The organism is Marinobacter sp. MIT930201, from assembly GCF_047122665.1.
GTDB classification, from domain to species: domain Bacteria; phylum Pseudomonadota; class Gammaproteobacteria; order Pseudomonadales; family Oleiphilaceae; genus Marinobacter; species Marinobacter salarius.
Genome location: NZ_CP138916.1, coordinates 880,219 through 903,410, shown reverse-complemented (window position 1 = coordinate 903,410; position 23,192 = coordinate 880,219). Strand labels below are relative to the sequence as shown.

Below are 23,192 nucleotides of genomic sequence, written 5' to 3'. Positions count from 1 at the left end.
CAAGTGCATTAACAATAGCCCATATTCTAAGCGTGTACTATGTGGAAAGGCTCTACATGACGTTAAAAAATGCCAGTAGGGGCGTTGTTTATATTGCGTTTTTGTTAACGGATGTAAGCGCCCATGCTAATCAACTGGTTAGCATTTGTACAACCTCTTGATTAGTATGATGGAAACAGAAAATGGAGTGAGTATGGCGCACGAACTGACTCGACGGCGATTTCTGGCTGCCATGGCCGCGGCAGGTCTTTCATGTCGAATGCCTGCGCTGATGGCTGCTCCGAAGGGGGATGTGATGATGAATCCCATTCCTTCCTCCGGCGAACGGTTGCCTGCCGTTGGCATGGGCACCTGGCGTACCTTCAATGTCGGCGGTGACCAGTATCTGATTGATCAGCGTACCGAGGTACTGAAAACCTTTTTCGATCTCGGTGGCACCCTGGTGGACTGCTCACCCATGTACGGCTCGGCGGCAGAGGTGATGGGTGAGGCGCTGGACACCCTCAATGCCCGTGAAAAACTGTTTTCCGCCACCAAGATCTGGACCGGAGACGGCGATGCAACCCGGCAACAGGACCGTGAATCCCGCAGGAAGTGGGGTATAGAGCGTTTTGACCTGCAGCAGGTACACAACCTGGTGGCCTGGCAGCAACACCTGGCAACCTTACAGCAAATGAAGGCCGATGGTGACGTGCGCTATATCGGCATTACCACCTCCCATGGCCGCAGGCACGGAGACTTTGCACGCATCATGGAGACGGAACCGCTGGACTTTGTGCAGCTGACCTACAACGTGCTGGACAGGGAGGCGGAAGACCGACTGCTGCCTTTGGCGAGGGAACGCGGGATCGCCGTGATTGCGAACCGGCCCTTCCAGGGCGGGCGACTGTTCCGGCGCTTCCAGTCCGAAGCACTGCCGCCCTGGGCCGATGAGGTGGGCTGCCGCAACTGGGCGGAGTTTTTCCTGAAGTACATCCTTTCCCACCCGGCGGTTACCTGTGCCATTCCGGCCACCACCAGCGTTGAGCATATGAAGGAGAACATGGGCGCCCTATACGGTGCTTTGCCGGATGAGAAACAACGGCGCCGAATGGCGGCCTATGTCGCAGGGCTGTGATGGGGACCACCTGGCTCAGCTATTCCCTGGCGGATTTCCTGATGTTCGGGCCAGAGGTGTTTCTTCGGCTCTTTTTTCGCATCAACCAGGATATCTGGCCATGGCAGGGTGTTGCGGTGGTGATGGTGATCGCGATTGGCGCCTTACTGGTACGTGGGGATGGGATGGCGAGGCGCAGTGCACTGCTGCTGGTGGCCGCGGCGTGGCTATGGAGCGGGGCCGGCTTCCTGATGCATTACTACGGGCCGATCAATCTGCCAGCGATCTGGTTCGGCTGGGCCTTTGTCCTGCAGGGTGCCTTACTGACGGTGGCGGGGCTGTTCTGGCCCTGGAATGCGGCAACGAACCGGCCGATATGGTCTCGCTGGCTGATGGGCATCGGCTGGATCGCATTGATGGGGCTGTCGCCTCTCCTCGCAGTCGCTCAAACCGGCAATGGTCAGGCAGCAGCGCTGTTCGCCGTTACACCGGACGTCACGGCGTTGGGCGCGGTGCTCTGCATGCTGCTGTTTCCCCGCCGGGTGCGGTGGCTGTTTCTATTATTACCACTGATATGGTCACTGTTCAGCGTGGCGACCCTTTGGACATTAGGCACCTGGGTGCTGGCGGTCATTCCGGGTACCACGCTGGTGTTGGCGGCGATGGCCTGCTTCGTCAGTCCCAGGCAGGCGCGAAATCCGGATTAGCGATCCGATCACCACGGTCCAGGCCGTCAATTTCCGCAATTTCATCCTCGCTGAGCGTGATGTTCAGCGCGTCGAGGTTGGACTTCTGGTGCTTGGGTCGGGTTGACGACGGAATCGGTACCACCCCTCGGGAGGCCACCCAGGCAATGGCAATCTGCGCAGCAGACGCATTATGTTCGCGGCCAATGCGAGCCAGGGTTTCATCGTCCATTACCTTGCCCACCGCCAGCGGCATGTAACCGGTTACGGTTATGCCCAGTTTCTGGGCATGCTCCACCACCTTGCGGTTGGCCAGGAACGGATGCACTTCCACTTGGTTGGTGAAAATCGCCGTGTCACCCAGTATTTCCTTTGCCTTGTCCATTTGCGCGCAGGTGAAGTTGGACAGCCCGATGTGGGTGGTTAGCCCTTCGCGTTGCGCGTCGCGCAGTGCGCCCAGGTATTCCTCCATGGGGATGGCGTCGCCCGGCGATGGCCAATGAATCAGTGTGAGGTCGACATGGTCGGTCTTCAGTCGCGACAGGCTGTCGTGCAGACTGTTGATCACGTCGCTGTGCTGGAGCTGGTCGTGCCACACTTTTGTGGTCAGGAAAATCTCCCGTCGCGGAATACCGCTTGAGGTAATGCCATCGCCTACTTCAGCCTCATTCCCGTACATCTGGGCGGTATCGATATGCCGGTAGCCAAGGGAAAGGGCACTCTTCACGGCGTCTCTTGCATCGTTGCCCTTCAGGCGGAATGTACCCATACCGATGTTCGGAAGTGTGCTGAATGCCATAGTGTCCTCCTTCGTGAACGCTGTGACTTATATGTGGTGCCCACCCGCTGGTTCTTCAAGTGGCGGGTGGTTATCATACCGGCCTTCGGAACCCGCAAGCGAAACCATGGTTGAGGTCACGTTATGCTGACAGGGCAATGCCTGTGCGGCGATATAAAGCTTGAATACGACGGCCCTCTGGGGCCGATTGCCCTGTGCCACTGTAGCCAGTGCCGCCGGGCTCACGGCAGTGCATTTTCCGCCAGTTCGCCGATCCAGAAAATCCGTACCCGTTTTACAGCGGGTGAGGACCTGATCCGTGAATACGAATCCCGGCCGGGAAAGTACCGTGGGTTCTGCCCCAGGTGCGGTAGCCAGTTATACAGCCGCGTGGATGCCATCCCCGGTATACTGCGCCTGCGGGTGGGTGTGATCAATGAGCCCCTGGAAAAGGGGCCGGCATCACACGTTTATGTGGGCTCCAAGTCGGACTGGTTCACCATCACCGACGATACCCCGCAGTTTGAGAAAACCGAGAGAACCAACGATCCTCACTGACGCATCGCTGGTTTCCTCGTCGAACTATTCTGCTGGAACTATCCGGTAGACCTTGCCGTTGTCCGCGTCCGTCAACAGCCACAATGCACCGTCGGGCCCCATTCGCACATCACGGATGCGTTCGCCCAGGTCTTCCAGAAGATCTTCTTCTTCCCTGACCGTGCCGTTCTCAATGCTCAGGCGCACCAGCTTCTGCATTTTCAGGGCGCCCACAAACAGATCTCCCCGCCACTCCGGGAATTCGTCACCGGTATAGAATGCCATGCCCGAGGGGGCAATGGACGGGTCCCAATAGTGCAGCGGGTCGGTCACGCCCTCCATGGTGGTTTTGCTGGTGATGGGCACTCCGGAGTAGTCGATGCCATAGGTGACGTCTGGCCAGCCGTAGTTGTTACCCGCACGGATGATGTTGATCTCGTCGCCACCCCTGGGGCCGTGCTCATGGCTCCAGATGTCGCCTGTTTGCGGGTGAATGGTCATGCCCTGAATGTTGCGGTTGCCGTAGGTGAAGAAGGTGTCATTCACTGACGGGTCGTCGACAAACGGATTGCCCGGCGCGGGGGCGCCGTCAACGGTCAGGCGGTGAACGCCGCCAGCATCGTCATCGGTGGCCTGGGCACGGTCCATTTCACCCCGGTCGCCCACCGCGACGTACAGATTGCCATCGCGATCAAATTCCATGCGGCCCGCAAAATGACGGCTGGTGTTGCCTCGGGGGAGGGCCTCGAAAATCACTTCAACCTCTGACAGCCGGTCGCCGTCCAACGTTGCACGAGCCACTCTGGTCGTCAGCCCGTCGCGGCTGATCTTATGGGCGTAACTCAGGAACAGAGTGCGATTGTTTTCGAAGTCCGGATGCAGGATCACATCCAGCAGGCCACCCTGGCCGGAGACCACCAGCTCGGGAACACCGGCAATTGGCTTGTCCTGCAATTCACCATTCTCGATTCGGCGTAGCCGGCCTTCGCGCTCGGTCACCAACTGTGAGCCATTGGGGAGAAAGGCGAGGCTCCAGGGATGTTCCAGGCCTTCCGCGACCGTATCCAGACGAAAGTCGGCTTTGTCTGAGCGGAACGTTTGCCCGAAGGCTGGCCCGGCCGCTGCCAGCCCAGCCAACGCCAGTAGAGTCGCGATGTTGCCGAGTCGATTCATAGAATGATCTCCGTGCCAGGTTATTCCTGCATCGATAAAGTCTAGCATTTGATACGAACGGAATGGCCGGCAGTATCAGGCGATAACATTACGACCCTGACGTTACCAAAACGTTAATGAGAACTATTAACATTTGGGCGAGTATCATGTACTGTTACTTCAATATCAACGGGAACCATCCATACCCATGGACACAAGGAGACGTACAATGACCCCGGAAGAGGAAGCGATTGAAGGGCTGAAACTGGCCGCCGGCGCCGGTGTGTTTGTTCTGATCATAGCCAGCCTCCTGGTGCTCTGGTGACACGTCCCGTCGGTCACGCTTTACCGTGCCGGCTTAGCCCCCACAAGAAGTAGACGCCACCAACCAGCGCAGCCAGCAAGCCCGCCGGTAACTGGTTGGGGAAGACCACAATGCGCGACAGGTAGTCCGCCAGGGCCAACAGAAGGCCACCCACCAACCCGGCCACGATCAATTGCCTGCCAACGGTTTGCTGCCCCAGTACCCGTGCCAGGTGCGGTGCAATGAGCCCTACGAAACTCAGAGGGCCAATCACCACCGTAGCCGATGCAGTCAGTACCGCGGCAAGCAGCAGCAGTAGCAGGCGGGCTTTAGTGACCGGAAGCCCGAGGGACGATGCCGAAGTATCTCCCAGAGGCAAGAGCGTCAGGGGCCTTACGATCAGCGCCAAAACGCCGCAGATAAGAAGGATGAATCCCAGCAGCCCAAACGCTTCGGTTTCGGAAACCAGCCAGGTGGAACCGTACATCCAGTTCAGCAGTTGTGACGCGACGGTGCCGCCGGAGGCCATGACCAATCTCAGCCCCGCATCCATGAATACATACAGGGCCAGGCCGCCCAGCAGCAGTTGGTTACCGGCGAATCGATGTTTTCGGGCCAGGAGAATCAATAACCCGAGTGCGCCGGCCGCGCCGAGCGTCGCAGCGCCAAGCTGCCCGGCCCGGCCTACATCCGCGCCGGTGAGCACGATAAGAACCATGGCCAGCGCGGCGCCGCCGCTGATACCCAACATCTCCGGGCTCCCCATTGGATTACCTGTCATCCGCTGAATCAGCGTGCCGGCGAGACCCAATGCGACCCCTGCCAGCATGGCGGCCAACAGGCGCGGGCCGCGCCACACCCAGGCATTGTCCCATTGGGTGACAGGTGTCCAGTTCCAGCCATCCAGGCCCGGGGACCAACCCATGGAAACGACAACGGTCAGTGCGATCAGCCCGGTCACGATACCACTGACCAGCAACGGCGCGCGCCGCCTGGGCTGGAAGCCCGCAAAGTTGGATTCCTGCCCGGGCATGTGATGGGTGTTTCTGAAACCCTGTAACGCCAGCAGGATGATGGGGCCGCCAATGAGGGCCGTGGTGGTTCCCGTCGGCACCAGGGAGCCATCACCCCAGGTAGATGCCCAATGCGCCAGAGTATCCGCCAGCAGCAATAGCCCGCCGCCCATGAGCGTGCTCCACAGGATGCGACTGGCTAATGTACGCGCGCCCAGCAGGCGTGCCAGTACCGGCGCTGCCAGCCCCACAAAGGCCACGACGCCCACCCGGCTGACAACCGTTGCCGTCATCAGTACCACCAGGAACAGAGCCAGTGCCCGAATAAGCCCGACCCTGGCACCCAGTGAACTGGCGGACGACTGCCCCAGTTGCAGCACCTGCAACGGGCGCATCAGCAGCAATATCAGCACCGAGATGATCAGCACGCGGGGCCACAGCTCCATGAACGGCCCCCAATTGTTCTGTACCAGGGAGCCGGCGCCCCAGATGAAAAGATTGCCCAGCCACTCACCCTTGAGCAGCAGAAATGCCATGTTGAGGGCGCCCAGGAAGAAGGTGATGACAAGGCCGGCAAGGATCACCGTCACGGGTGAAAAACCAAGCCGCCACGTCAGGGCGATGACCATGCCGATGGCGATGAGGCCACCTGCAATGGCCACCAGATCCGGGCTGAAGGCCAGTAACCCGGGCGCGAACAGCGTGGCAACGGTCACCCCGAATTGGCCACCCGCTTCCACACCGAGGGTGGTAGGCGAAGCCAGTGGGTTGCCCAGCACCTGTTGGGTAACCGCCCCGGCCAGACCCAGGCCGCAGCCAATCAGAATGGCGATGGATACACGTGGCGCCCAGCTGAAGTGAGCCAGAACCGATGAATAGTCGTCCGGATTGAAGGCCCAGAACGCTGACACCACAGCGCCGGCATCCAACTGGTTGAGCCAGGGAGCGGCGCTGGCAAGTAACGCGCCCAGCCAGAGGAGTGTGGCGGCGATGGGCAGCCTGGCGGGCATATCAGGCCGGGAAGCAGGCATGCCGGAGGTGCTAGCGTACATTGTCAGAGCCCCCGGCCAGCAGGCTGTCTGTCAGCATGGTGGCCAGCCGTTTCACCGGAAAAACCCCGCCAAACGGCCAGATGGCGTCGATCTCGTAAACCTGATGGCGGTTGACCGCTGGCAGGTACGTCCAGAACGGGCTGGCGGCCAGGGTGTCTGCAAGCCCGGGGGCGGTGGGCGCAATCACCACAATACGGCTGTCTTCATAAGGGGCTATGGATTCCAGGCCCACCACCGAGAAGCCCCAGAAGTTGCCTTGCCGGGGCCAGGCGTTTTCCAGCCCGAGGGCATTCAGGGCACTCTGGTAAAGGCCGTTGGGGGCATAAATACGCACGTGGCGGGCGTCCATGAAATTAACCAGTGCAACCGGCCGGTCTGTCAGTCCCGCCGCTTCCAGCCGGCGGCGTTGCGTTTCCAGAGTGGTGTCAATATCCGCCAGAATCGATTCGGCGCGAGCCTCGCGGCCCAGCATCTCGCCGAGGGTGGTCAGCATGTCACTGGCTTTCTCGAAGGGTTGACTGCCCTCTTTGTACACACTGATAACGTAAGTGGGGGCGATACGCTCCAGCAGTTTTGCGGCGGGCGCCATTTCGGCACTGGTAACAATCAGATCCGGTTTGAGTTCGGCAATGGCTTCGAGGCTGGGGGCGACGCGGGTGCCGATGTTGGCAACCTCCTCTGGAAGCTGCGGCTCATTCACCCACACGTCATAGCCATCGCGGTCAGCGACGCCCACGGGCGTCACGCCCAGCAACAGCAAGGCTTCTGTGGCGGCCCAGTTGAGGGCAACAATCCGCTCAGGTTGCTCGTCCAGGGTGAGGGTGCCGCCTTCATGCTGCCAGGTGCCGGCGCTGGCGGGCAGCGACAGAGCACCAATGAACACCATGGCAATCAGGGTTTTAGCCACACGCTCAGTGCACATACGAGACCCACTGGCCCGGCGCCCGCTCCATCACCCCCATTGGTACGCCGTAAATGGATTCCAGGATTCCCGAGTCCATGATGTCGCGTGGACTGCCATCTGCAATCAACCGGCCGCCTTTGAGGGCCACCAAGCGGTCGCAGAAGCGGGCGGCCAGGTCGACATCGTGCAGTACCACAATCACCGTCAGTTCCCGTTCTTCGGCCAGGCGGTGCACCAGGCGCAGGGTTTCCACCTGGTGTTTGACGTCCAGGGCGGAAATCGGCTCGTCCAGCAGCAGGCAGCGAGTTTGTTGCGCCAGCAGCATGGCAATCCAGGCGCGCTGGCGTTCGCCGCCGGAGAGCGTGTCCACAGAGCGGTGCTGGAAGTGGTCGAGCCCGGTATCGTGTATGGCCTGGTCGATGAACTGGTGGTCTTCGCCGGTATAGCGGCCTAAAGGCCCGCGCCAGGGATAACGCCCCAGGGCAACCAGTTCCCGTACGGTGAGGCCGTCCGTGCCCGGTGGATGTTGGGGGAGGTAACCGACCGTACGGGCGAATTCCCGCGCGCCGGTGGTCCGGAATGAGCTGCCAAGAAGGCTTGCATTGCCCGAAGAAGGCGACATCTGGCGGGCCAGCACTTTCAATAACGTGGACTTGCCGGAGCCATTGTGACCGAGCAGGGCAGTGACCTCGCCTTCACGAAACTCGATGTTGATGTTGTCAAGGATGGCAGCGTCACCAATGTGCACGCCCAGGCTGGATACTTCAAAGAACGCAGACATGCAGGCTCCCATGGATCTGAGGGCCTGCAGAATAATCTAAATGCGAATTACTATCAATGTATGCCTGGCAATGTATGGCGTGCTGTCAGGCCTGACCGGTCTGTACGCGCCATTGTGCGGAATAGGGGCCGTTGTTCTCCAGCAGTTCCTCATGGCGGCCGGATTCCAGAATGCGCCCGCCGGCTACCACGGCAATGGTATCGGCATCCACAATGGTGGACAGCCGATGCGCGATCATGATCACGGTGCGATTGTGCCCGATCCGCTTCAGGGAGCGCTGGATGGCCGCCTCGGTTTCGTTGTCCACGGCACTCGTGGCTTCGTCGAGCACCAGAATGGGCGGGTCTTTCAGCAGTGCGCGGGCCAGTGAAAGGCGCTGGCGCTGGCCACCGGAAAGCCGAACTCCTCGTTCACCCACGGCGGTGGCAAGCCCTTCGGGCAGTGCCTCGATGAATGACCAGGCCTCCGCCGTCCTGGCCGCTTCGATAATCTGTTCGTCACTCGCGCCGGGGGAGCCGTAGGCGAGATTGTCACGAATGCTGCCCTCAAACAGGTATACGTCCTGGCTGACCAGGCCGATGGCCTCCCGCAGGGACTTCAGGCTGACGGACTGGATGGGCTGGCCGTCGATGCGGATCTGGCCGCCCGTGGGGTCGTAGAAACGCAACAACAGCTTGATCAGTGTGGACTTACCGGAACCGGTCGCCCCGACCAGCGCCAGGGTATTGCCGGCTGGTACCGCTACCGAAATGTCGTCGATACCGGCACCGCTGGACGGGTAGTGGAAGCTCACGCCCTCGAAGGTGACTTCGCCCTTCACCGGCTGTTCCAGCGTTTTGCCGGATTCATCCCGAACGTGAACCGGCTCAGCCAGCAGGTCCAGGATGCGGCGGGTGCTGGCCATGGCTCGTTCAAACAGGTCGATTACTTCCGCAAGGCCGGTCAGAGGCCACAGCAAACGTTGGGTCAGGAACACCAGCACGCCGTAAGCACCGACGTTCAGAGAGCCTTCCAGGGCCATCATGCCGCCCACGGTAAAGGTGGCCAGGAAACCCGCCAGGATCGCCATGCGGATCACCGGAATAAACGCGGAGCTGATGCGAATGGCCCGGCGGTTTGCGTCCACATAGGCTTCACTGCTGGCTTTCAGCCGCTCCGCTTCCCGGTTTTCGGCTGTGAAACTCTTGATGGTGGCAATGCCGCCCAGGTTGTTGGCCAACCGGCTCGACAGGTCACCGACCTTCTCGCGCACGTCGGCGTACAGCGGGCCAGCCTTGCGCTGGAAGTAGAACGCGCCCCAGATAATCAGCGGAATGGGAGTAAACGCCAGCAGGGCAATGAGCGGTGACAATACGAAAAACACAGCGCCTACGGCAACGACCGTCACCACCACCTGAATCATGGCGTTGGCGCCGCCATCCAGGAAACGCTCCAACTGGTTGACGTCGTCGTTCATGGTGGCGACCAGTTGCCCTGAGCTGCGGGCTTCAAAGAAGCTCATGTCCAGCTTCTGGGCATGCTCGTAGGCGTCTTGCCGCAGGTCGGACTGCAGGCGTTGAGCCAGGTTGCGCCAGAGGATCTGGAACAGGTACTCGAATATCGATTCGCCGGCCCAGATAAAGAAGGTCAGCACAGCCAGGATGGTGATCTGCTCCTGAGCGGTCTCAAAGCCCAGGCCCGCCACAAAGCTTTCTTCCTTGTTTACCACCACGTCGATGGCGATACCAATCAGGATCTCCGGTGCGATATCGAACAACTTGTTGATGATGGAGCAAGTGGTGGCGGTAATGATCTGGCGACGATAGCCGCGAGCGTATTTCAGCAGTCGGCCCAGGGCGGCAAAGCTGCTGGTGGTGTGGGGGGAAGACTGTGTCATGGTTCGCTCCGCTTGCGCCAGAAAGCGGCAAGCGTAGCGGATTTGTCGAGAATTTAAAATGGAATCATTATCACCTACTGGCGTTCTGTTGCAGCCAGCGGTCAAGCTTGTCGGCGAATTCCTTGCGGTCGGTCTGGCTGAAGGGCGCCGGGCCACCGGTGACCTGGCCAGCATTGCGCATTTCTTCCATGAAGTTGCGCATAGCCAGGCGCTGGCGGATATTCTCTTTGGTGAAAGCCTGGCCGCGCGGGTTGAACACGTCCGCGCCTTTTTCGATGGCTTCGGCAGCCAGGGGGATGTCCTGGGTGATCACCAGATCGCCTGTCTCCATCTGGTCAATGATGTCGTTGTCGGCCACGTCGAAACCCTGGGGTACCTGCCGGCGTTTGATGTAAGGGCTCGGGGGCAGGTTAATGGCGTGGTTGGCGATGAAGGTGGTATCGACCTGCCAGCGGGTGGCGGCGCGGCAGAGGATTTCCCGAATGGGCACGGGGCAGGCGTCGGCGTCGACCCAGATTGGCATGTTTGGTTCCTTTGTTGGTTCGGTGCTTGGTGAAGTTTACCTTTTGATGATGTGAGCCTGGTAGGTTTGGGGTGCGTATTAATTACGTGGTTGCATGCTTTGCGGGTGGAGGATCACAAACTTATGAAGACTCACAGTGTTCTTACTGCACTTCTTGTGTTTTCGCTGGGGCTGATTTCCCTTTTTGCAGGAACTGCGTACGCCGATGAATCAGAGGCCTGGGAGGCTCTCCGGGAAGGCCGGGCGGTTTTGATGTTGCGACACGCCCTGGCACCGGGAACAGGCGACCCCGCGAACTTTGATGTCGACGATTGCAGCACGCAGCGAAACCTGAATGCCGAAGGGCGCGAGCAGGCGCGGGCTTGGAAGGTCTATTTGGCGGAGCATGGCGTTGAGGAGGCCAGGGTCTTCAGCAGTCAGTGGTGCCGCTGCCTCGATACCGCGCGGGGAATGGATGTGGGGCCGGTGAAGGAGATGATGTCGCTGAACTCGTTTTTCCAGAACCGTAGCAACTCAGACATGCATACCCAGCAGACCATCGCCATTGTGAATGAAATGGAGCCAGGCCTGCCAGTGGTGCTGGTATCCCATCAGGTAAATATTACGGCACTGACCGGCATATACCCATCGTCGAACGAGGGAGTGGTTATGGCACTGCCGTTGTCAGAAAACCCGACGATACTGGCGCGTGTGTCGCCGGGGAGTTAGGCGCTCAAATCCAGGGCTCGATGTTCCCTATCTATCGGTCAACCGGCCTTCAGGCGTGGGAGGTCGTACACCTCCTGCCCGCTCAGGTGAAGGTATTTCTGGATTACCAGCAGTGCAATGGTCTGTTCCATCTGCTGATCGAAAAACTTCTCTACATACCGGTTGGCGTTGGCAATGATGGCCTCTGCCTGTTCAGGGTGATTCTGGTAATAGCGTACTTTTTCCGGCAGGTCAGAGTGGTCATCGGCCAGTTCTACATAGTGATAACCGGGCACCAGTGAGCCTTCCATGAACCAGGTTTCAAAGCGGGGCCGGCGCATCAGGCACAGGGAATTGGAGGCCATGATCCACTTCAGGTTCGTCGCCACATCAATGCCTTCCACGCTCACCACAAACTGGTGCTGCAGCTGTTCCTCAATGCTCATGAAGTCCTTGTGGTAGGGCTGGGGTGCGGGTTCCTTATGTTGGGTGCAGCCAATATCGCAGAGGGGGTGGTCATTAAAGCGGGTAGCAAATTCGATGCGGTGCTGGCGGTTGGACTTGCCGCGCCACACCGCCAGGGGCTTCTTTTGGCGGAAAGGTGTCGGGTCCTCTACAAACTGGTAATGCCGAACCGAGTTGAGTTTGAGCAATACTGAGTTACGGTTGGAGGCATCACGACGTACCGGGCGGCTTTTCACGAAACGGGGTTCGTTCGGGATTTCGGTTACATCACCGAACTGGTAGTCCACTTTTCGGTTCCGGGGGAAACACTGGATCAGATTGCGAAAATCGAAGCAGTAGGCGCTGCTTTTGCCGGCGAAGGTAAAGTCGCCGGCGGGTTCGGCGGTTGCTGGTAGCGTGAACGGGTTTGAAAGGCGATTGTAGTACGCAACCCTTGCGTCAATCGCCGCTCTGCGTTCGCCCGTCATCGCCTCGTATTCCGACATCAGCAGGTCGCACTGCCATTGCCAGTAGGCTCGAGGAACCAGGGAGCGCACCGCGTTTCCGGAGTAGTAACCCAGTTTGTGCAGGTTCTTGGAAAAATTGTCACCGACTCGCATTGTTGTCACCAGACGTTGGTTGAGGCGCGCCTTCCGCAGCACGCAAGGGCCCGAAGTAGGTCAGGTAGACACCACTAAAACAGCAAAGTGTGTCAGGAGGATTAAATGAATGAGCGATCTTCAAAGCCCCTGTCGCCGGTGTTGGCCGGGCCTGTTCTCCGGCATACCTCTCTCAACCGGCTTACGCTCTGGCTGGTCGGCTCCTGTGCGCTCGCCCTGAGATTGCGCCTGTATCTGCAAGATGCGGATGAGCCATGGATGGACCGGGTACTGACAGAGAAGGACGTCACCAGGGTGCGATTCGGCGCCTCCGCCTACCTCTATCTGATCGACGTTGAATTGAACGACTCGTTGCCGGCAAACACCCGCATCGGGTACGACCTGGGCGTTTCGGACGACACCGTGGATTCGGGCGGGAGCGACGAGCGATGGATACGGAAATGGGCGCCACACCTGTGCCTGCCGGGCGCCGAGCGGTCTGACTTCGTGATCCGGGAGCGATTGGACCGGATCGCCCATGGTTCCTGCCGGCGGCCCCATTCCGCCGCTGCCGACGGTATGGTGAGAGTGGATCAATCGTTACTGGAAGCTGAAGGCGATATCACAGAGCGGCCAGCATTGTTGTTGATGACCGGCGACCAGATATACGCGGACGATGTCGCTGGCCCCATGCTGCGGGCCATACACCAACTGATTGACCGCCTGGGCTTGTACGAGGAAACGCTCACCGGCGGTTCGGTCAGCGACAGCAAAACCCTGCGGGAAAACGCAGACACCTACTTTCACAGGGAAAAGCTGCTCCCGGATGTGCGTAGCAATGAAGCGCTGATCGAGCGATTCTTCGGCGGTGTGCGAAAACCGGTGTTCACCACCGCCAATGCCCACAACCACCTGATTTCCCTCAGCGAAGTGATGGCCATGTACCTCTTGGTGTGGTCGCCTGTGTGCTGGGAACTGGTCGAACGGGACCAGCCTGCGCTGGCTTCCAAGGATGCCGCCGTTTTTCAGGACCAGCAGGCCGCCATCGATGACTTCGTCGCTGGCCTGCCACAAGCTTCCCGGGCGCTGGCACACTTGCCTACCTACATGATCTTTGACGATCACGACGTGACCGACGACTGGAACCTGTCTGCCCTTTGGGAAACCACCACCTATGAACACCCGTTTTCCCGGCGCATCGTTGGCAATGCCCTGGTGGCCTACCTGTTGTGCCAGGGCTGGGGCAACAACCCTGACGTCTTCGATGACATCATGCCGGCCATCAAGGAACTGGCCGCCTCCGCAGAGCAGGGTGGCGTGTTTAATCACGCCGGGCAGGACCAACTGATTGATGATCTGCTGCAGTTTCAGCAATGGCACTACTCCCTGCAGACGTCACCTAAAGTGGTGGTGCTGGATACCCGCACCCGCCGATGGCGAAGCGAGCTTAATCGGGCGCGGCCTTCCGGCCTGCTGGACTGGGAAGCGCTGACCGAATTCCAGCAGGATGTGATGGGCGAAGACGCTGTCATTGTGGTGTCGCCTGCGCCCATGTTCGGTGTAAAACTGATTGAAGCCATCCAGAGTGTGTTCACCTTCTTCGGCAAACCCCTGGTGGTGGACGCTGAAAATTGGATGGCCCACCGGGGTGCTGCCAATGTTCTGCTCAATATCTTCGGCCACTCCCGCACACCGGAAACCTTCGTGATTCTCTCGGGTGACGTACATTACTCATTCGTCTACGATGTTCGACTGCGGCACAGGCCGGAACGGCCCAGAATCTGGCAAATTACCAGCAGCGGCCTCAAGAACGAATTCCCCCACACCCTTATGGAGTGGCTGGATAGGATCAATCGCTGGTTGTACGCGCCCTGGTCCCCGCTGAACTGGTTTACCAAGCGCCGGCGCATGCGAGTGAGCCCCAGGCTGCCCGAGGGGCGTGATGCTGGCGAACGGCTATGGAACAACGCCGGTATCGGCTTGGTAGAGCTGGATGGAACCGGTGCGCCAACCAATATCCAGCAACTGAATTCGCGCTCTGGCGGCACACGTTTCCTGAAACCGGAACGCCACGGCCCTGACGACGACTTCCATTGAAACAACCATTGATGAGGTAACAAGGAACATGAACCCACTCAAAAAACTGGCCGCCAGCGCCCTGATCGCCTGCAGCACCCTGATTGTCACCCCGGCCGCCGCCCACGATCATTCCTCAGACTCCGTAACCATCAATCACCCCTGGAGCCGCCCGACGCCTCCCGGTGTACCCATGGGCGTTGGCTACATGGTGATCACCAACCACAGCGACAGCGACATCACCCTGACCAGCGCTACCACGCCCAGGGCGAAGAGCGTCTCCATTCACGAAAGCACCATGACCGACGGCACCATGAGCATGCGCCCTCTGAAAGGTGGCCTGACCATCCCCGCCGGTGAAACCGTGGAGCTCAAACCCCACAGCTACCACATGATGCTGGAAAAACTGGATGGGCCGTTGAAAGAAGGGGAGCGCGTGCCGCTGACGGTGAGCTTTGATGGCGCGGAAACCATGGAGGTTGAACTGAAGGTTGCGCCGCTGGATGGGGAGATGAAGATGGAAGGGGATGGGATGGATCATTCCGGGCATTGATTCGTAGAACACCGATTCCAGAACTTTGGATGCATGGTTTAAGTTTATGAACTATATTGAGTTTTTGGACTATGTGCGGGTAGGTGTGTGGAATTATACGAATGCTGGATATACGCCCGGAGTTTTGCGAACGAGTTCGTATAACACGCTGTTAAAAAGGAAAATAGAAATTGACAGTTGTGCCTGGTAAGGACTGGTACAAAGAGATTAGTGGGGCAAAATCCCTGCCGACGCGCTGCCCTTATGCCTCTGTAAAAAGGTGCCCTCGTTATTACCAAAGCATATCCCTTCATGGCGATATTGGAGGTACGTCGCTCAACGCAGAAGAAGATAATCAGTTGCTGAACTATTGGAGCAAGTCCGATTTGTGGCCAAAGGTTGAGGAGCAGGCGACCTCGGTCTTCAAAGTTGATGACCAAGTTTCATTTATTTCAAACTTCTGTCCAGAGGTGACTTACCAGCGCTTCGGCTTTTTCTGCTCTCATTTAAGCTTTTATACAGATAGCTTAGACAGGAGAATTGCTCACGAAAATTTATCCAGGCGAGGGGCTGAAGAAGATGATCTACAATGGCGATTCGAGAGTTCGACGGAAGAGCATTTTTCAGACTGCGATCTATATTCACTAATCCGTGAATCGGGAGCCTTTGTTAAAGAAAAGACAGAGCCAGAAATCTCGCCTTGGTGGAGAGAACATGCAGCGAAGATTGCTGTGGGTAGTATAGTTGCTCTGACAGCAGCTATTTTTAAATTCATATTTTCCTGATTTTTTAACAAGTGAATCAAGCCGACCGTTTTGCGCCGGCGCTCCAAACGGCGGCTTATTCTGGCGTTAATTTTCTAGGAGCCGACTTGGATCCAACTGAAAGATATGTTGAACGGCACTTACGTCACCGCGGTTTTAAAGACATTACTTATGAACCAGACGGTAACGTACCGCCCGATTTCTTACTGGGCGGCACTATTGCTGTGGAGGTTCGACGTCTAAACCAGAATCACTTCGATGGTGGGAAATTTAGGGGACTTGAAGAGGTAGAGATACCACTCTGGAGAAAAATTGATGACCTTACCAAAAGCCTCGGTCCGCCATTGTTTGGGCAAAGTTGGTTTGTTTTTTTCCGTTTTGCTCGCCCGGTTGCTCCATGGAAAACTCTTGGCCCAAAGATAAAAACTGCTCTCCAGTCATCTGCTGAGAATCCCCTTCAGAAAAAAAGGGACTATTTTTCGGAATGGAGATTTTGAACTCGACATTTTTCCGGCAAGCAACCGGCACTCAACAATGTTTTTGATCGGAGGTTGTAGCGATGAAGAGTCCGGCGGTTTGGTCTTAGCTGAGATGGAAAAGAATATTCGCTACTGCGCTGCCGAAAAGTTGAGAAAGGTCTCCAAAGTCAGAAGTAGATACCCAGAGTGGTGGCTTACCCTCGTAGACTATGTTGGCTTCGGAATTGACGACTACGATCTAGAGATGTTTCGCAATCAAGTCCGAATTGAACATGATTGGGACAGGATCGTGGTAATCGATCCTAATGAACCAACTAGATACTTTGAAATCTAACACATATGAGCCTTCTCGGATTCAATAGGCAATAGTCATTTTTTTGGCCGCGCCAGCGGCCAACCCAAACCGTGAGCGAGAACGCCTTCCTCCTCAGCCTTGTGGGGCTGTCAGGTACTCACAGTAAACACATATAGGGGCGCTCTTAGGTGGCCTTAGATCACGACCTAACCGGTCGTTCCATCGGGGGCAGGGTCACCAGCTATTAAGCCTTTAATCCCATTCCAAGGGCGCGCATACCGCAAACAACATGGCTTTTGAGCCTAGCCAACCTTTGGGTTAACATTTGGCAGTCGTACGGAACTCAAGGAAAGGAGAGCAGGACACATGGAATGTCCAACCATTTCCGGACTTCGGCTGGACTCCGAAGATCTGGAAGCTATCGAAGCCATTCGAAATGCGCAGCGCAATGGGAATATGCTGGAAATCATGTTGCCGGCAGGTGTTCTAACCACCATTTTCCTCGGCAACAACTCCGCACAGGCTGCGTACAATATCCACTCCACGGATTGGGCTCAGTTTGCAGAAGCAATGACCCACATTTCACCGATTGTCAAAAAGAGAATTGTGACCATCTCCCAGATGCAACGTTTACGCGCTGGCTTGTCCTACGAACAGACTCAATTCTGGCGGGCAGTCGAGGCGGGGTGTCAGCCATGAGAATGGGTAAAGCAGCTATTGTTCTGTGTTTAAGTTGGCTTTCCGCATCATGTCAGGCCGGGGATGCGTCTATCTCTCAGCAGTATATCGAGTCAAATATAGAGCGATTGGAAGCGGCGATCGTGAGGTGTGATTCAAAGGCTGCTGAAAACGGCATGCCGGATTCAGACGTTTTCGATCTACTCCGGCAGTACGAGTATGAAGAAGTGCGAGTCTTTCTTATTACCCGAAGTGCGGCGATGGCGAATGAGTGCCAAAAGCCCCACCTGACTGATTTGGCATACACAATCGGCATGCTAGAGGCATCTACTGCCTACGCTGAGGTCGAGGATTTGATTTCCAGCGTGAAACCCCTGATGTATGGAAAGGAAACGTGGGCGCTCAAGGAAAGGTATCTTCAGTTGCCTGACGACATGAAGAAAAATCTCGAGTCGATACCGTACTTCCAGAAGCCTTTTCGTGATATTCCGATAATCGAAAGGCTGGAATCTGCGAATGGGCTGTAAAAATTCGCTGTACATGGATGGCTGATACGCCGCTCCGTTCTGTAAAAACCATCGGTGAGCTTCGCATTAACGTCCACGGAAAACCTGAGTGAAATTCGAAGTATCGAGCAAGCTTGAAATCAGTCCAGATGAGGTCAGCGAGCTTCTCACCATGAGAGGAGTAAACTCGGAGCTGAGCCCTCTTATACGCATGACCGCGTCTCCCCAATGGGCTAACCGACCGATCTTCGAGTGGCCTACGGGGCGAGTGCTTTTTTCGAGCTGGATACTGCTTTTTGGGATCATCCCGATCGACAGGCACACGTTCTTTTTCCAGAGCATGGATCGTCAACGGGGTTTTGCGGAGACGTCCTACTCTTTAACCAACAAGTTGTGGCATCACTGTAGGGATATTGATTGTAGTGGGGCAAACTGTCTGGTTACCGATACTGTTGAGTTCCAATGCAGAGTGCCCCTACTGACATACCTTCTCGCGCCAGCTTACCGGTTCGTCTTTCGGCACCGTCACAAGGTGCTAAGGTCATGCTATGGGGGCAGTGCAGCTTAACCAGTCAACTAACTGTAGTTCCGCCGGTGCTGCAGGAAAGGGATAAAGCCCCATTTCGGCGTTTTGAATCAGGGAGTAGCCATCGATGGAGTGGCGCAAGAACGAATATCTTATCACCGACGACAAATCCCGGGTGCAACTGGATGTTGTCCACCGCTTGCTTGCCGCAACCTATTGGGGGAGCCGCCGTCCCAGAGAAATTGTGGACAGTATGGTTGCTGGTTCCATTTGCTTCAGTCTTTACTGTGGTTCCAGGCAGATTGGTTTCGGGCGAGCCGTCACCGACAGCGCTACGTTTACCTGGGTAGCAGATATTGTCGTTGAGCCGGAGTTTCGGGGTGCGGGGCTGGGGCAGTGGATTATGGAATGTTTGGTTGCGCATCCGGCCATCAAGGGCACTCAAATGGTATTGCAAACCCGTGATGCTCAAGGGTTGTATGAGAAGTTTGGCTTTTCTGGGAACAGTGCTCTCATGAACACCAACGTTACTGGTTTATAGAAAGTGATTGAAATCACGGTAGCCTCGGCACTGATCGTCCTGTACTTGGTCTTGAATCGTGAGGATTTCTACGAGGTGCAGGTTGCCTATGCATCAGCTTTCATGGTGATTTATCTGGCGATCTATTTGTACGTTCCCCCCAAACTGGGGATAACGGCTACTCATTTGGGCCATATTTTCGGGTTTGTCCCGGCGGTCTCCTTTGGGGCAATTCTGTTCCCGGAATTGAATGTTCGGTTTCCGGTCGGAGTTACCAGGTTCTGTGGATGGCTTGGGTTGGTGGTGGTTTTCTCAATCCTTTGCGTTTTGAAGGTCTTTGTTTGGTGAGCATTAGCCTTACTGGTGCTCTGTCACCATGTTTGTAAGTGTTTGTATGGGTATATGGTGAAACCACGATGTACTTCGCAGTTGTAACTATGAAGCGGCTTTTGCGGCCGTTTATGGCGGGTGTTCGATGAAATGACGATTTCCATCCCTGGTATAAGAAACAAACATGGCGCCACAACTGCGGATGTGGTTGCAGAGCAGATTGCGCTTTGCAAAGCGAACCTTTTTACAATTGAGAAGGTTGCTTTTTTTCGCAGGCCCAGAGAAAAGCGAGACGAAATCAATCGCAGGTTGAGAGGGTGTCATGATTTCATGGGTATGGCTGGTTCTCGAAAATTCGGCTGTCTCTATCGCGAAGTGGGTCTAAATCCTGAGATCCCAGTAGTCTGCGAACACGCTATTCCGGTATCAGCAATGGTGTCCTTATACGAGGCAGGAATTCCCTTTGAGGAGTTAGTATTCTTCCCAGTAGCTCGAATTGCCAGAACCTCAGATCAAAAGTTTGGCCGCCTAGGCCTCACAAAATCTGGGCATGACCTTGAGCGGCCGTTCTTGCGCTACCATACCGCCGGAATAGAGGTTGAAACCCACTTCGGTGAAAAGATTTCCTGTAAGGACTGGAGCATTGAAGATCATTGGAACTTGGTAGATAAAACGCCGGAACTCTCAAACATTCGACAAGAAGTGATGGATAAGCTCTCAGTCGATCAATGTACGGTGTGAAAGCTACGTTACATTTTACGGCTCCGATCTTGAGATTTATACGGCAGAGCCGTATATTCTGGTAATGCTATTCATCGAAACCTCAACGTTCACCAAGCTATTGCCGAACTACCTCACGGACGAGGAATACCGTGGGCTTCAAACCTACCTTTTGCAGAAGCCGGATGCCGGGGATCTAATCAAAGGCTCGGGTGGCGTTCGTAAAGTTCGATGGGCACCAGCGGGTTCGGGAAAGAGCGGTGGTATCAGAGCCATTTACTACTGGAAGAAGTCTGACCACGAGATATGGATGCTCACGCTGTACAGTAAATCAGAGCGCGCCAGCATTCCTGGCCATACGCTCAAGCAGATAGCGGAGGCGATCAAAAATGGGTGACAGGAACCTTGGAGCAGAGATTCTTGACGGTATCAATGAAATCAAGCAATTCAAGAAGGGCAAATTGGCTCTACGAACACATGAGCTTTCTGAGCCCTCACCGCCCAAAGTGATTAGGCTGAAGTTGAATATGTCGCAATCAGCGTTTGCAGGTCTTATGGGAGTGAGCGTGCGAACTCTTCAGGATTGGGAGCAAGGACGCAGGGAGCCACAAGGCCCAGCGGTTGCTCTTTTGCGCATTGCTGAACAACACCCGGAAGTTTTTAATCAGCTTCACTGACCAAGATGAGGTGTCATCAAGCTATGTACCGGATGCCAGAACCCCCGCTTCGCTGTGGCTGTGTCATCGGTGATGGTGGGAGTTGTAAATAATTATGGGCATAGAGATCGCTGACATACTAAAAGAGCATTCCGTCACCTTAGTCTTTGCAGTGATGGTGTCGGTTGTTGGGCTAGCTCTGAAAGTTGCCAAAAGCATTTACGACTTCTATGAGGAGTACATTATTCGTAGATCATATAGGCGAATTGCTGATCTATCCGAGATAGTCAAGGAGTCTGGGCTTCATAGGGATTTTCTAAGTGACTTGAAAAACAATGAGGTATTTAGGGTGGTCTCTGGAATAAAGTCATCACCAAAAAAGTCGAAAGCGTTAATGCGACTTTATTTATCGGGTAACGTTTCTCTTGATAGATTGCAAGGAATCTCGAGGTATTTGGAGCCCTCCTCTGACGGCGGACTAAAGCTGTCGATATCTAGGTTCGAGAAGTTCGCCTCTTTATACTCTTTAGTCTCGGCTTCGATAATTTTCTTTCTTGGTCTTCTGATGGCCACTCAGCTACTGTTTTCAGATAACAGTGTAACCAGCTTCCTAGGAATGTTAGTGATGTTGGTTTTTTCATTCTTGGCAAGGCTTATGTCTAAGGACTTCAGGAATTTGCGAGATGTAAAGAAAATCGATCTCAGCGAGGTATCTAATAACTCACTTGCAGATGAACGCTGATATATCGATTGAGTGAGGCATTGATGTGCCGCGTCACCTGCAGATCATAGAAGAGAATCCTATGACTAAGCATGTCGGTTCCTGCCTGTGTGGCACAGCGAAATTTGAGGTCCATGGGGACTTCGACAGCTTTTACCTGTGTCATTGTGAGTATTGCCAGAAAGATACGGGATCCGCTCATGCGGCAAATTTATTCTCGCAGTCAGCTAAATTGGTCTGGCAGTCGGGTGTAGATGCTGTGACTTCCTTTACGCTCCCTGGCACTCGTCATAACAAAAGCTTCTGTAAGTTGTGTGGTTCGGCATTGCCAAACACTCAGGTCGCAGGTTTGCTCGTTGTTCCCGCAGGGTGTTTGGACACTGAAGTCTCTGTGTTGCCAACTGCGCACATCTTTACATCGAGCAGAGCGGTTTGGGACGAAGCGATTGGAGACGTGCCAGAGTTCGAGGTCCTGCCAGAGTGAGCTAGGATCACATAACCAGAGATTCTTGGCGGAAGAGCATGCTCTGGCGCGTTTAGCAGAGTGAAATATAAAAAACCGTTCAAACCAGCCGGTACTTCGCTGTGTTCGGCACCGGCGCTTTAAAGTAGACGTTACCTCAGTTATGAAACAACAATCGCAATCTGAAGCAAATATTGCCCCCGAGGATCGAGTGGTCCTGTTCGACGGAGTGTGCCGATTGTGTTCCGCGTGGGCGCGGTTCCTCATCAGGTTTGATAGAAAGCGTCGATTCAAGTTGGCGACTGTTCAGTCACCTGAAGGCCAGGCCATTCTGGAATCGCATGGTTTCCCAACGGATTCATACGAAACCATGCTGCTTGCTGAAGGGCCCAACATATACACGAAGTCCTCAGCGTTTTTCAGAGTAATGCTTCGGTTACCATGGCCGTGGCCACTTTTCTGTATTGGCTGGGTTGTCCCCTCAGTCATTCGGGACTGGCTTTACGACCGCATCGCACTAAATCGTTACAAGCTTTTCGGTCGCTATGAAGTTTGTATGATTCCGGATAAAGATCATGATTCGAGGTTCCTGGGCGAGTAGCCCATTTTTTAGCTATGCAGTCTGCCGTGGCGCTATCGCCTTTATTTGGTTCTATCATGGCTTGATTCCGAAACTGCTCTATCCGCATGAGGATGAACTGGCTATGGGGATGGCAGCGGGCTTTTCACCGGCTGGTGCGTTGCAGTTGGCAACTATCGGTGGCGTACTAGAGATCACCATGTCGGCTGTTGTCTTGATATTTTGGCGCCAGCGATGGCCGATAGTCGTTACATTGATTGCAATGATCGGCTTGCTGGCATTTGTGGCTCTGATGCAGCCCATGCTGCTTGGGGCAGCCTTCAACCCTGTGTCAACGAATGTCGCTGTAGCCGCGCTTGCAATCGTTAGTTTGCACCTTCTGAGCGTGGTAGAGAGTGGTAACCACGAGGATTAATGGCGAGCTCATTAGCCTCGGTAACCCAATTTCAGACGGTAGCTTGGTAGTGTATTACCATCAGCTACTCGTGCACCCAGATCAACACGGTAAAGGTGTTGGTAGGAAAATAGTTGAGGCGATGCAGCGGCGAATGCCAAAGATATGGACTTACCCGGCCTTCGTTTGCACGAACTCTCTGGCACCCGGGTGAAGTACTGCGAGAGCTTTGTCTTGAGCCCCTTGGCCTCTCTGTCACGGCGGCGGCTAAAGCATTGGGTGTTAGCCGCAAAACGCTAAGTGCCGTGTTAAATGGCAAAGCTGGCATCAGTCCTGAAATGGCGATCCGGCTCTCTATTGCTTTCGATACTTCGGCAGAAAGCTGGTTGAATCAGCAGTCCCAATATGAACTCTGGCATGCCGAACAACATCGCAAAGAGCTCAACGTGAAGAGGCTTGTTGCAGCCTGAAGAAGCGCATAACCCATATGATCCTTCTTGGGATCAATAAGCAATAGTCT

The 23,192-nt window shown here is 55.7% G+C and carries 29 protein-coding genes; 21 read left to right on the top strand and 8 right to left on the bottom strand.

Annotated features, from left to right (window positions below; genetic code table 11):
• Positions 1 to 193: 193 nt before the first annotated feature.
• Positions 194 to 1,117, top strand: coding sequence for an aldo/keto reductase (locus tag SIC19_RS04335; protein ID WP_036204296.1), 924 nt, complete (start codon positions 194 to 196; stop codon positions 1,115 to 1,117).
• Positions 1,117 to 1,803, top strand: a complete 687-nt coding sequence (locus SIC19_RS04330) for a DUF6064 family protein (protein ID WP_075195955.1) — start codon at positions 1,117 to 1,119, stop codon at positions 1,801 to 1,803. The genes SIC19_RS04335 and SIC19_RS04330 overlap by 1 nt, the downstream gene beginning before the upstream one ends.
• On the opposite strand, the gene dkgB is transcribed toward SIC19_RS04330, so the two are convergent.
• On the bottom strand, positions 1,772 to 2,581 hold the full coding sequence (gene dkgB / locus SIC19_RS04325; protein ID WP_075195954.1) for a 2,5-didehydrogluconate reductase DkgB: 810 nt from the start codon (positions 2,579 to 2,581) through the stop codon (positions 1,772 to 1,774). The two genes, SIC19_RS04330 and dkgB, sit on opposite strands and share 32 nt — an antisense overlap.
• Positions 2,582 to 2,704: 123 nt before the next feature.
• On the opposite strand from dkgB, the gene SIC19_RS04320 reads away from it, so the two are divergent.
• Complete coding sequence (locus SIC19_RS04320) at positions 2,705 to 3,118, top strand: GFA family protein (RefSeq protein WP_007152016.1); 414 nt, start codon at positions 2,705 to 2,707, stop codon at positions 3,116 to 3,118.
• 24 nt (positions 3,119 to 3,142) lie between these two features.
• Here the strand turns inward: SIC19_RS04320 and SIC19_RS04315 are convergent, their stop codons facing one another.
• The 6 genes from SIC19_RS04315 to SIC19_RS04290 all read right to left on the bottom strand — a co-directional run bounded on the left by SIC19_RS04315 (position 3,143) and on the right by SIC19_RS04290 (position 10,702).
• Positions 3,143 to 4,270 carry a PQQ-dependent sugar dehydrogenase gene (locus tag SIC19_RS04315; RefSeq protein ID WP_127400807.1) on the bottom strand — a complete coding sequence of 376 codons (1,128 nt, stop codon included), beginning with the start codon at positions 4,268 to 4,270 and terminating at the stop codon, positions 3,143 to 3,145.
• A 317-nt stretch (positions 4,271 to 4,587) separates the two neighbouring features.
• Positions 4,588 to 6,618, bottom strand: a complete 2,031-nt coding sequence (gene fhuB, locus SIC19_RS04310; protein ID WP_075195953.1) for a Fe(3+)-hydroxamate ABC transporter permease FhuB — start codon at positions 6,616 to 6,618, stop codon at positions 4,588 to 4,590.
• The gene (locus SIC19_RS04305) at positions 6,608 to 7,540 is read right to left on the bottom strand and encodes an iron-siderophore ABC transporter substrate-binding protein (RefSeq protein ID WP_036204309.1); all 933 of its coding nucleotides are present in this window, start codon (positions 7,538 to 7,540) and stop codon (positions 6,608 to 6,610) included. The genes fhuB and SIC19_RS04305 overlap by 11 nt, the downstream gene beginning before the upstream one ends.
• Complete coding sequence (locus SIC19_RS04300; RefSeq protein WP_041336165.1) at positions 7,530 to 8,303, bottom strand: ABC transporter ATP-binding protein; 774 nt, start codon at positions 8,301 to 8,303, stop codon at positions 7,530 to 7,532. The genes SIC19_RS04305 and SIC19_RS04300 overlap by 11 nt, the downstream gene beginning before the upstream one ends.
• 85 nt (positions 8,304 to 8,388) lie before the next feature.
• Positions 8,389 to 10,179 (bottom strand): ABC transporter ATP-binding protein, encoded by a 1,791-nt coding sequence (locus SIC19_RS04295; RefSeq protein ID WP_041336163.1) that lies wholly within the window; start codon positions 10,177 to 10,179, stop codon positions 8,389 to 8,391.
• Between the two features lie 70 nt (positions 10,180 to 10,249).
• Positions 10,250 to 10,702: a YaiI/YqxD family protein gene (locus SIC19_RS04290; RefSeq protein WP_041336161.1), complete on the bottom strand. Its 453-nt coding sequence runs from the start codon at positions 10,700 to 10,702 to the stop codon at positions 10,250 to 10,252.
• 123 nt (positions 10,703 to 10,825) lie between these two features.
• On the opposite strand from SIC19_RS04290, the gene SIC19_RS04285 reads away from it, so the two are divergent.
• Positions 10,826 to 11,410 carry a histidine phosphatase family protein gene (locus SIC19_RS04285; protein ID WP_041336157.1) on the top strand — a complete coding sequence of 195 codons (585 nt, stop codon included), beginning with the start codon at positions 10,826 to 10,828 and terminating at the stop codon, positions 11,408 to 11,410.
• A 38-nt stretch (positions 11,411 to 11,448) separates the two neighbouring features.
• On the opposite strand, the gene SIC19_RS04280 is transcribed toward SIC19_RS04285, so the two are convergent.
• Positions 11,449 to 12,453, bottom strand: a complete 1,005-nt coding sequence (locus tag SIC19_RS04280; RefSeq protein ID WP_041336153.1) for a glycosyl transferase family 90 — start codon at positions 12,451 to 12,453, stop codon at positions 11,449 to 11,451.
• A 105-nt stretch (positions 12,454 to 12,558) separates the two neighbouring features.
• Here SIC19_RS04280 and SIC19_RS04275 point away from each other — a divergent pair, with 105 nt between their 5' ends.
• From SIC19_RS04275 to SIC19_RS04195, 17 genes are all read left to right on the top strand, one after another.
• Positions 12,559 to 14,529, top strand: coding sequence for a hypothetical protein (locus SIC19_RS04275; RefSeq protein ID WP_075195952.1), 1,971 nt, complete (start codon positions 12,559 to 12,561; stop codon positions 14,527 to 14,529).
• 28 nt (positions 14,530 to 14,557) lie between these two features.
• Positions 14,558 to 15,061, top strand: a complete 504-nt coding sequence (locus SIC19_RS04270) for a copper chaperone PCu(A)C (RefSeq protein ID WP_075195951.1) — start codon at positions 14,558 to 14,560, stop codon at positions 15,059 to 15,061.
• Between the two features lie 170 nt (positions 15,062 to 15,231).
• On the top strand, positions 15,232 to 15,825 hold the full coding sequence (locus SIC19_RS04265) for a hypothetical protein (RefSeq protein ID WP_075195950.1): 594 nt from the start codon (positions 15,232 to 15,234) through the stop codon (positions 15,823 to 15,825).
• A gap of 86 nt (positions 15,826 to 15,911) precedes the next feature.
• Positions 15,912 to 16,301 (top strand): hypothetical protein, encoded by a 390-nt coding sequence (locus SIC19_RS04260; RefSeq protein ID WP_127400808.1) that lies wholly within the window; start codon positions 15,912 to 15,914, stop codon positions 16,299 to 16,301.
• A gap of 643 nt (positions 16,302 to 16,944) precedes the next feature.
• A complete protein-coding gene (locus SIC19_RS04255) occupies positions 16,945 to 17,277 on the top strand; it encodes a hypothetical protein (RefSeq protein ID WP_075195948.1) in 333 nt (110 codons plus the stop codon).
• Positions 17,274 to 17,783: a hypothetical protein gene (locus SIC19_RS04250; protein WP_127400809.1), complete on the top strand. Its 510-nt coding sequence runs from the start codon at positions 17,274 to 17,276 to the stop codon at positions 17,781 to 17,783. The genes SIC19_RS04255 and SIC19_RS04250 overlap by 4 nt, the downstream gene beginning before the upstream one ends.
• A gap of 632 nt (positions 17,784 to 18,415) precedes the next feature.
• On the top strand, positions 18,416 to 18,829 hold the full coding sequence (locus tag SIC19_RS04245) for a GNAT family N-acetyltransferase (protein ID WP_075195945.1): 414 nt from the start codon (positions 18,416 to 18,418) through the stop codon (positions 18,827 to 18,829).
• A gap of 3 nt (positions 18,830 to 18,832) precedes the next feature.
• Positions 18,833 to 19,156, top strand: a complete 324-nt coding sequence (locus SIC19_RS04240) for a hypothetical protein (protein WP_075195944.1) — start codon at positions 18,833 to 18,835, stop codon at positions 19,154 to 19,156.
• Between the two features lie 132 nt (positions 19,157 to 19,288).
• Positions 19,289 to 19,879, top strand: coding sequence for a hypothetical protein (locus SIC19_RS04235; protein ID WP_075195943.1), 591 nt, complete (start codon positions 19,289 to 19,291; stop codon positions 19,877 to 19,879).
• 64 nt (positions 19,880 to 19,943) lie between these two features.
• Positions 19,944 to 20,255: a type II toxin-antitoxin system RelE/ParE family toxin gene (locus tag SIC19_RS04230; RefSeq protein ID WP_012137896.1), complete on the top strand. Its 312-nt coding sequence runs from the start codon at positions 19,944 to 19,946 to the stop codon at positions 20,253 to 20,255.
• A complete protein-coding gene (locus SIC19_RS04225; protein WP_012137897.1) occupies positions 20,248 to 20,535 on the top strand; it encodes a helix-turn-helix domain-containing protein in 288 nt (95 codons plus the stop codon). Before SIC19_RS04230 ends, SIC19_RS04225 begins: the two co-directional genes overlap by 8 nt.
• Positions 20,536 to 20,629: 94 nt before the next feature.
• The gene (locus SIC19_RS04220; protein WP_075195942.1) at positions 20,630 to 21,256 is read left to right on the top strand and encodes a hypothetical protein; all 627 of its coding nucleotides are present in this window, start codon (positions 20,630 to 20,632) and stop codon (positions 21,254 to 21,256) included.
• Between the two features lie 61 nt (positions 21,257 to 21,317).
• Positions 21,318 to 21,719, top strand: a complete 402-nt coding sequence (locus tag SIC19_RS04215) for a GFA family protein (protein WP_075195941.1) — start codon at positions 21,318 to 21,320, stop codon at positions 21,717 to 21,719.
• Positions 21,720 to 21,861: 142 nt separating this feature from the next.
• Positions 21,862 to 22,299 carry a thiol-disulfide oxidoreductase DCC family protein gene (locus tag SIC19_RS04210; RefSeq protein WP_075195940.1) on the top strand — a complete coding sequence of 146 codons (438 nt, stop codon included), beginning with the start codon at positions 21,862 to 21,864 and terminating at the stop codon, positions 22,297 to 22,299.
• Positions 22,274 to 22,693, top strand: a complete 420-nt coding sequence (locus tag SIC19_RS04205; RefSeq protein ID WP_075195939.1) for a DoxX-like family protein — start codon at positions 22,274 to 22,276, stop codon at positions 22,691 to 22,693. Before SIC19_RS04210 ends, SIC19_RS04205 begins: the two co-directional genes overlap by 26 nt.
• Positions 22,674 to 22,886, top strand: coding sequence for a GNAT family N-acetyltransferase (locus SIC19_RS04200; RefSeq protein ID WP_127400810.1), 213 nt, complete (start codon positions 22,674 to 22,676; stop codon positions 22,884 to 22,886). Before SIC19_RS04205 ends, SIC19_RS04200 begins: the two co-directional genes overlap by 20 nt.
• A complete protein-coding gene (locus SIC19_RS04195) occupies positions 22,807 to 23,142 on the top strand; it encodes a HigA family addiction module antitoxin (protein ID WP_273633663.1) in 336 nt (111 codons plus the stop codon). The genes SIC19_RS04200 and SIC19_RS04195 overlap by 80 nt, the downstream gene beginning before the upstream one ends.
• Positions 23,143 to 23,192: the final 50 nt, after the last annotated feature.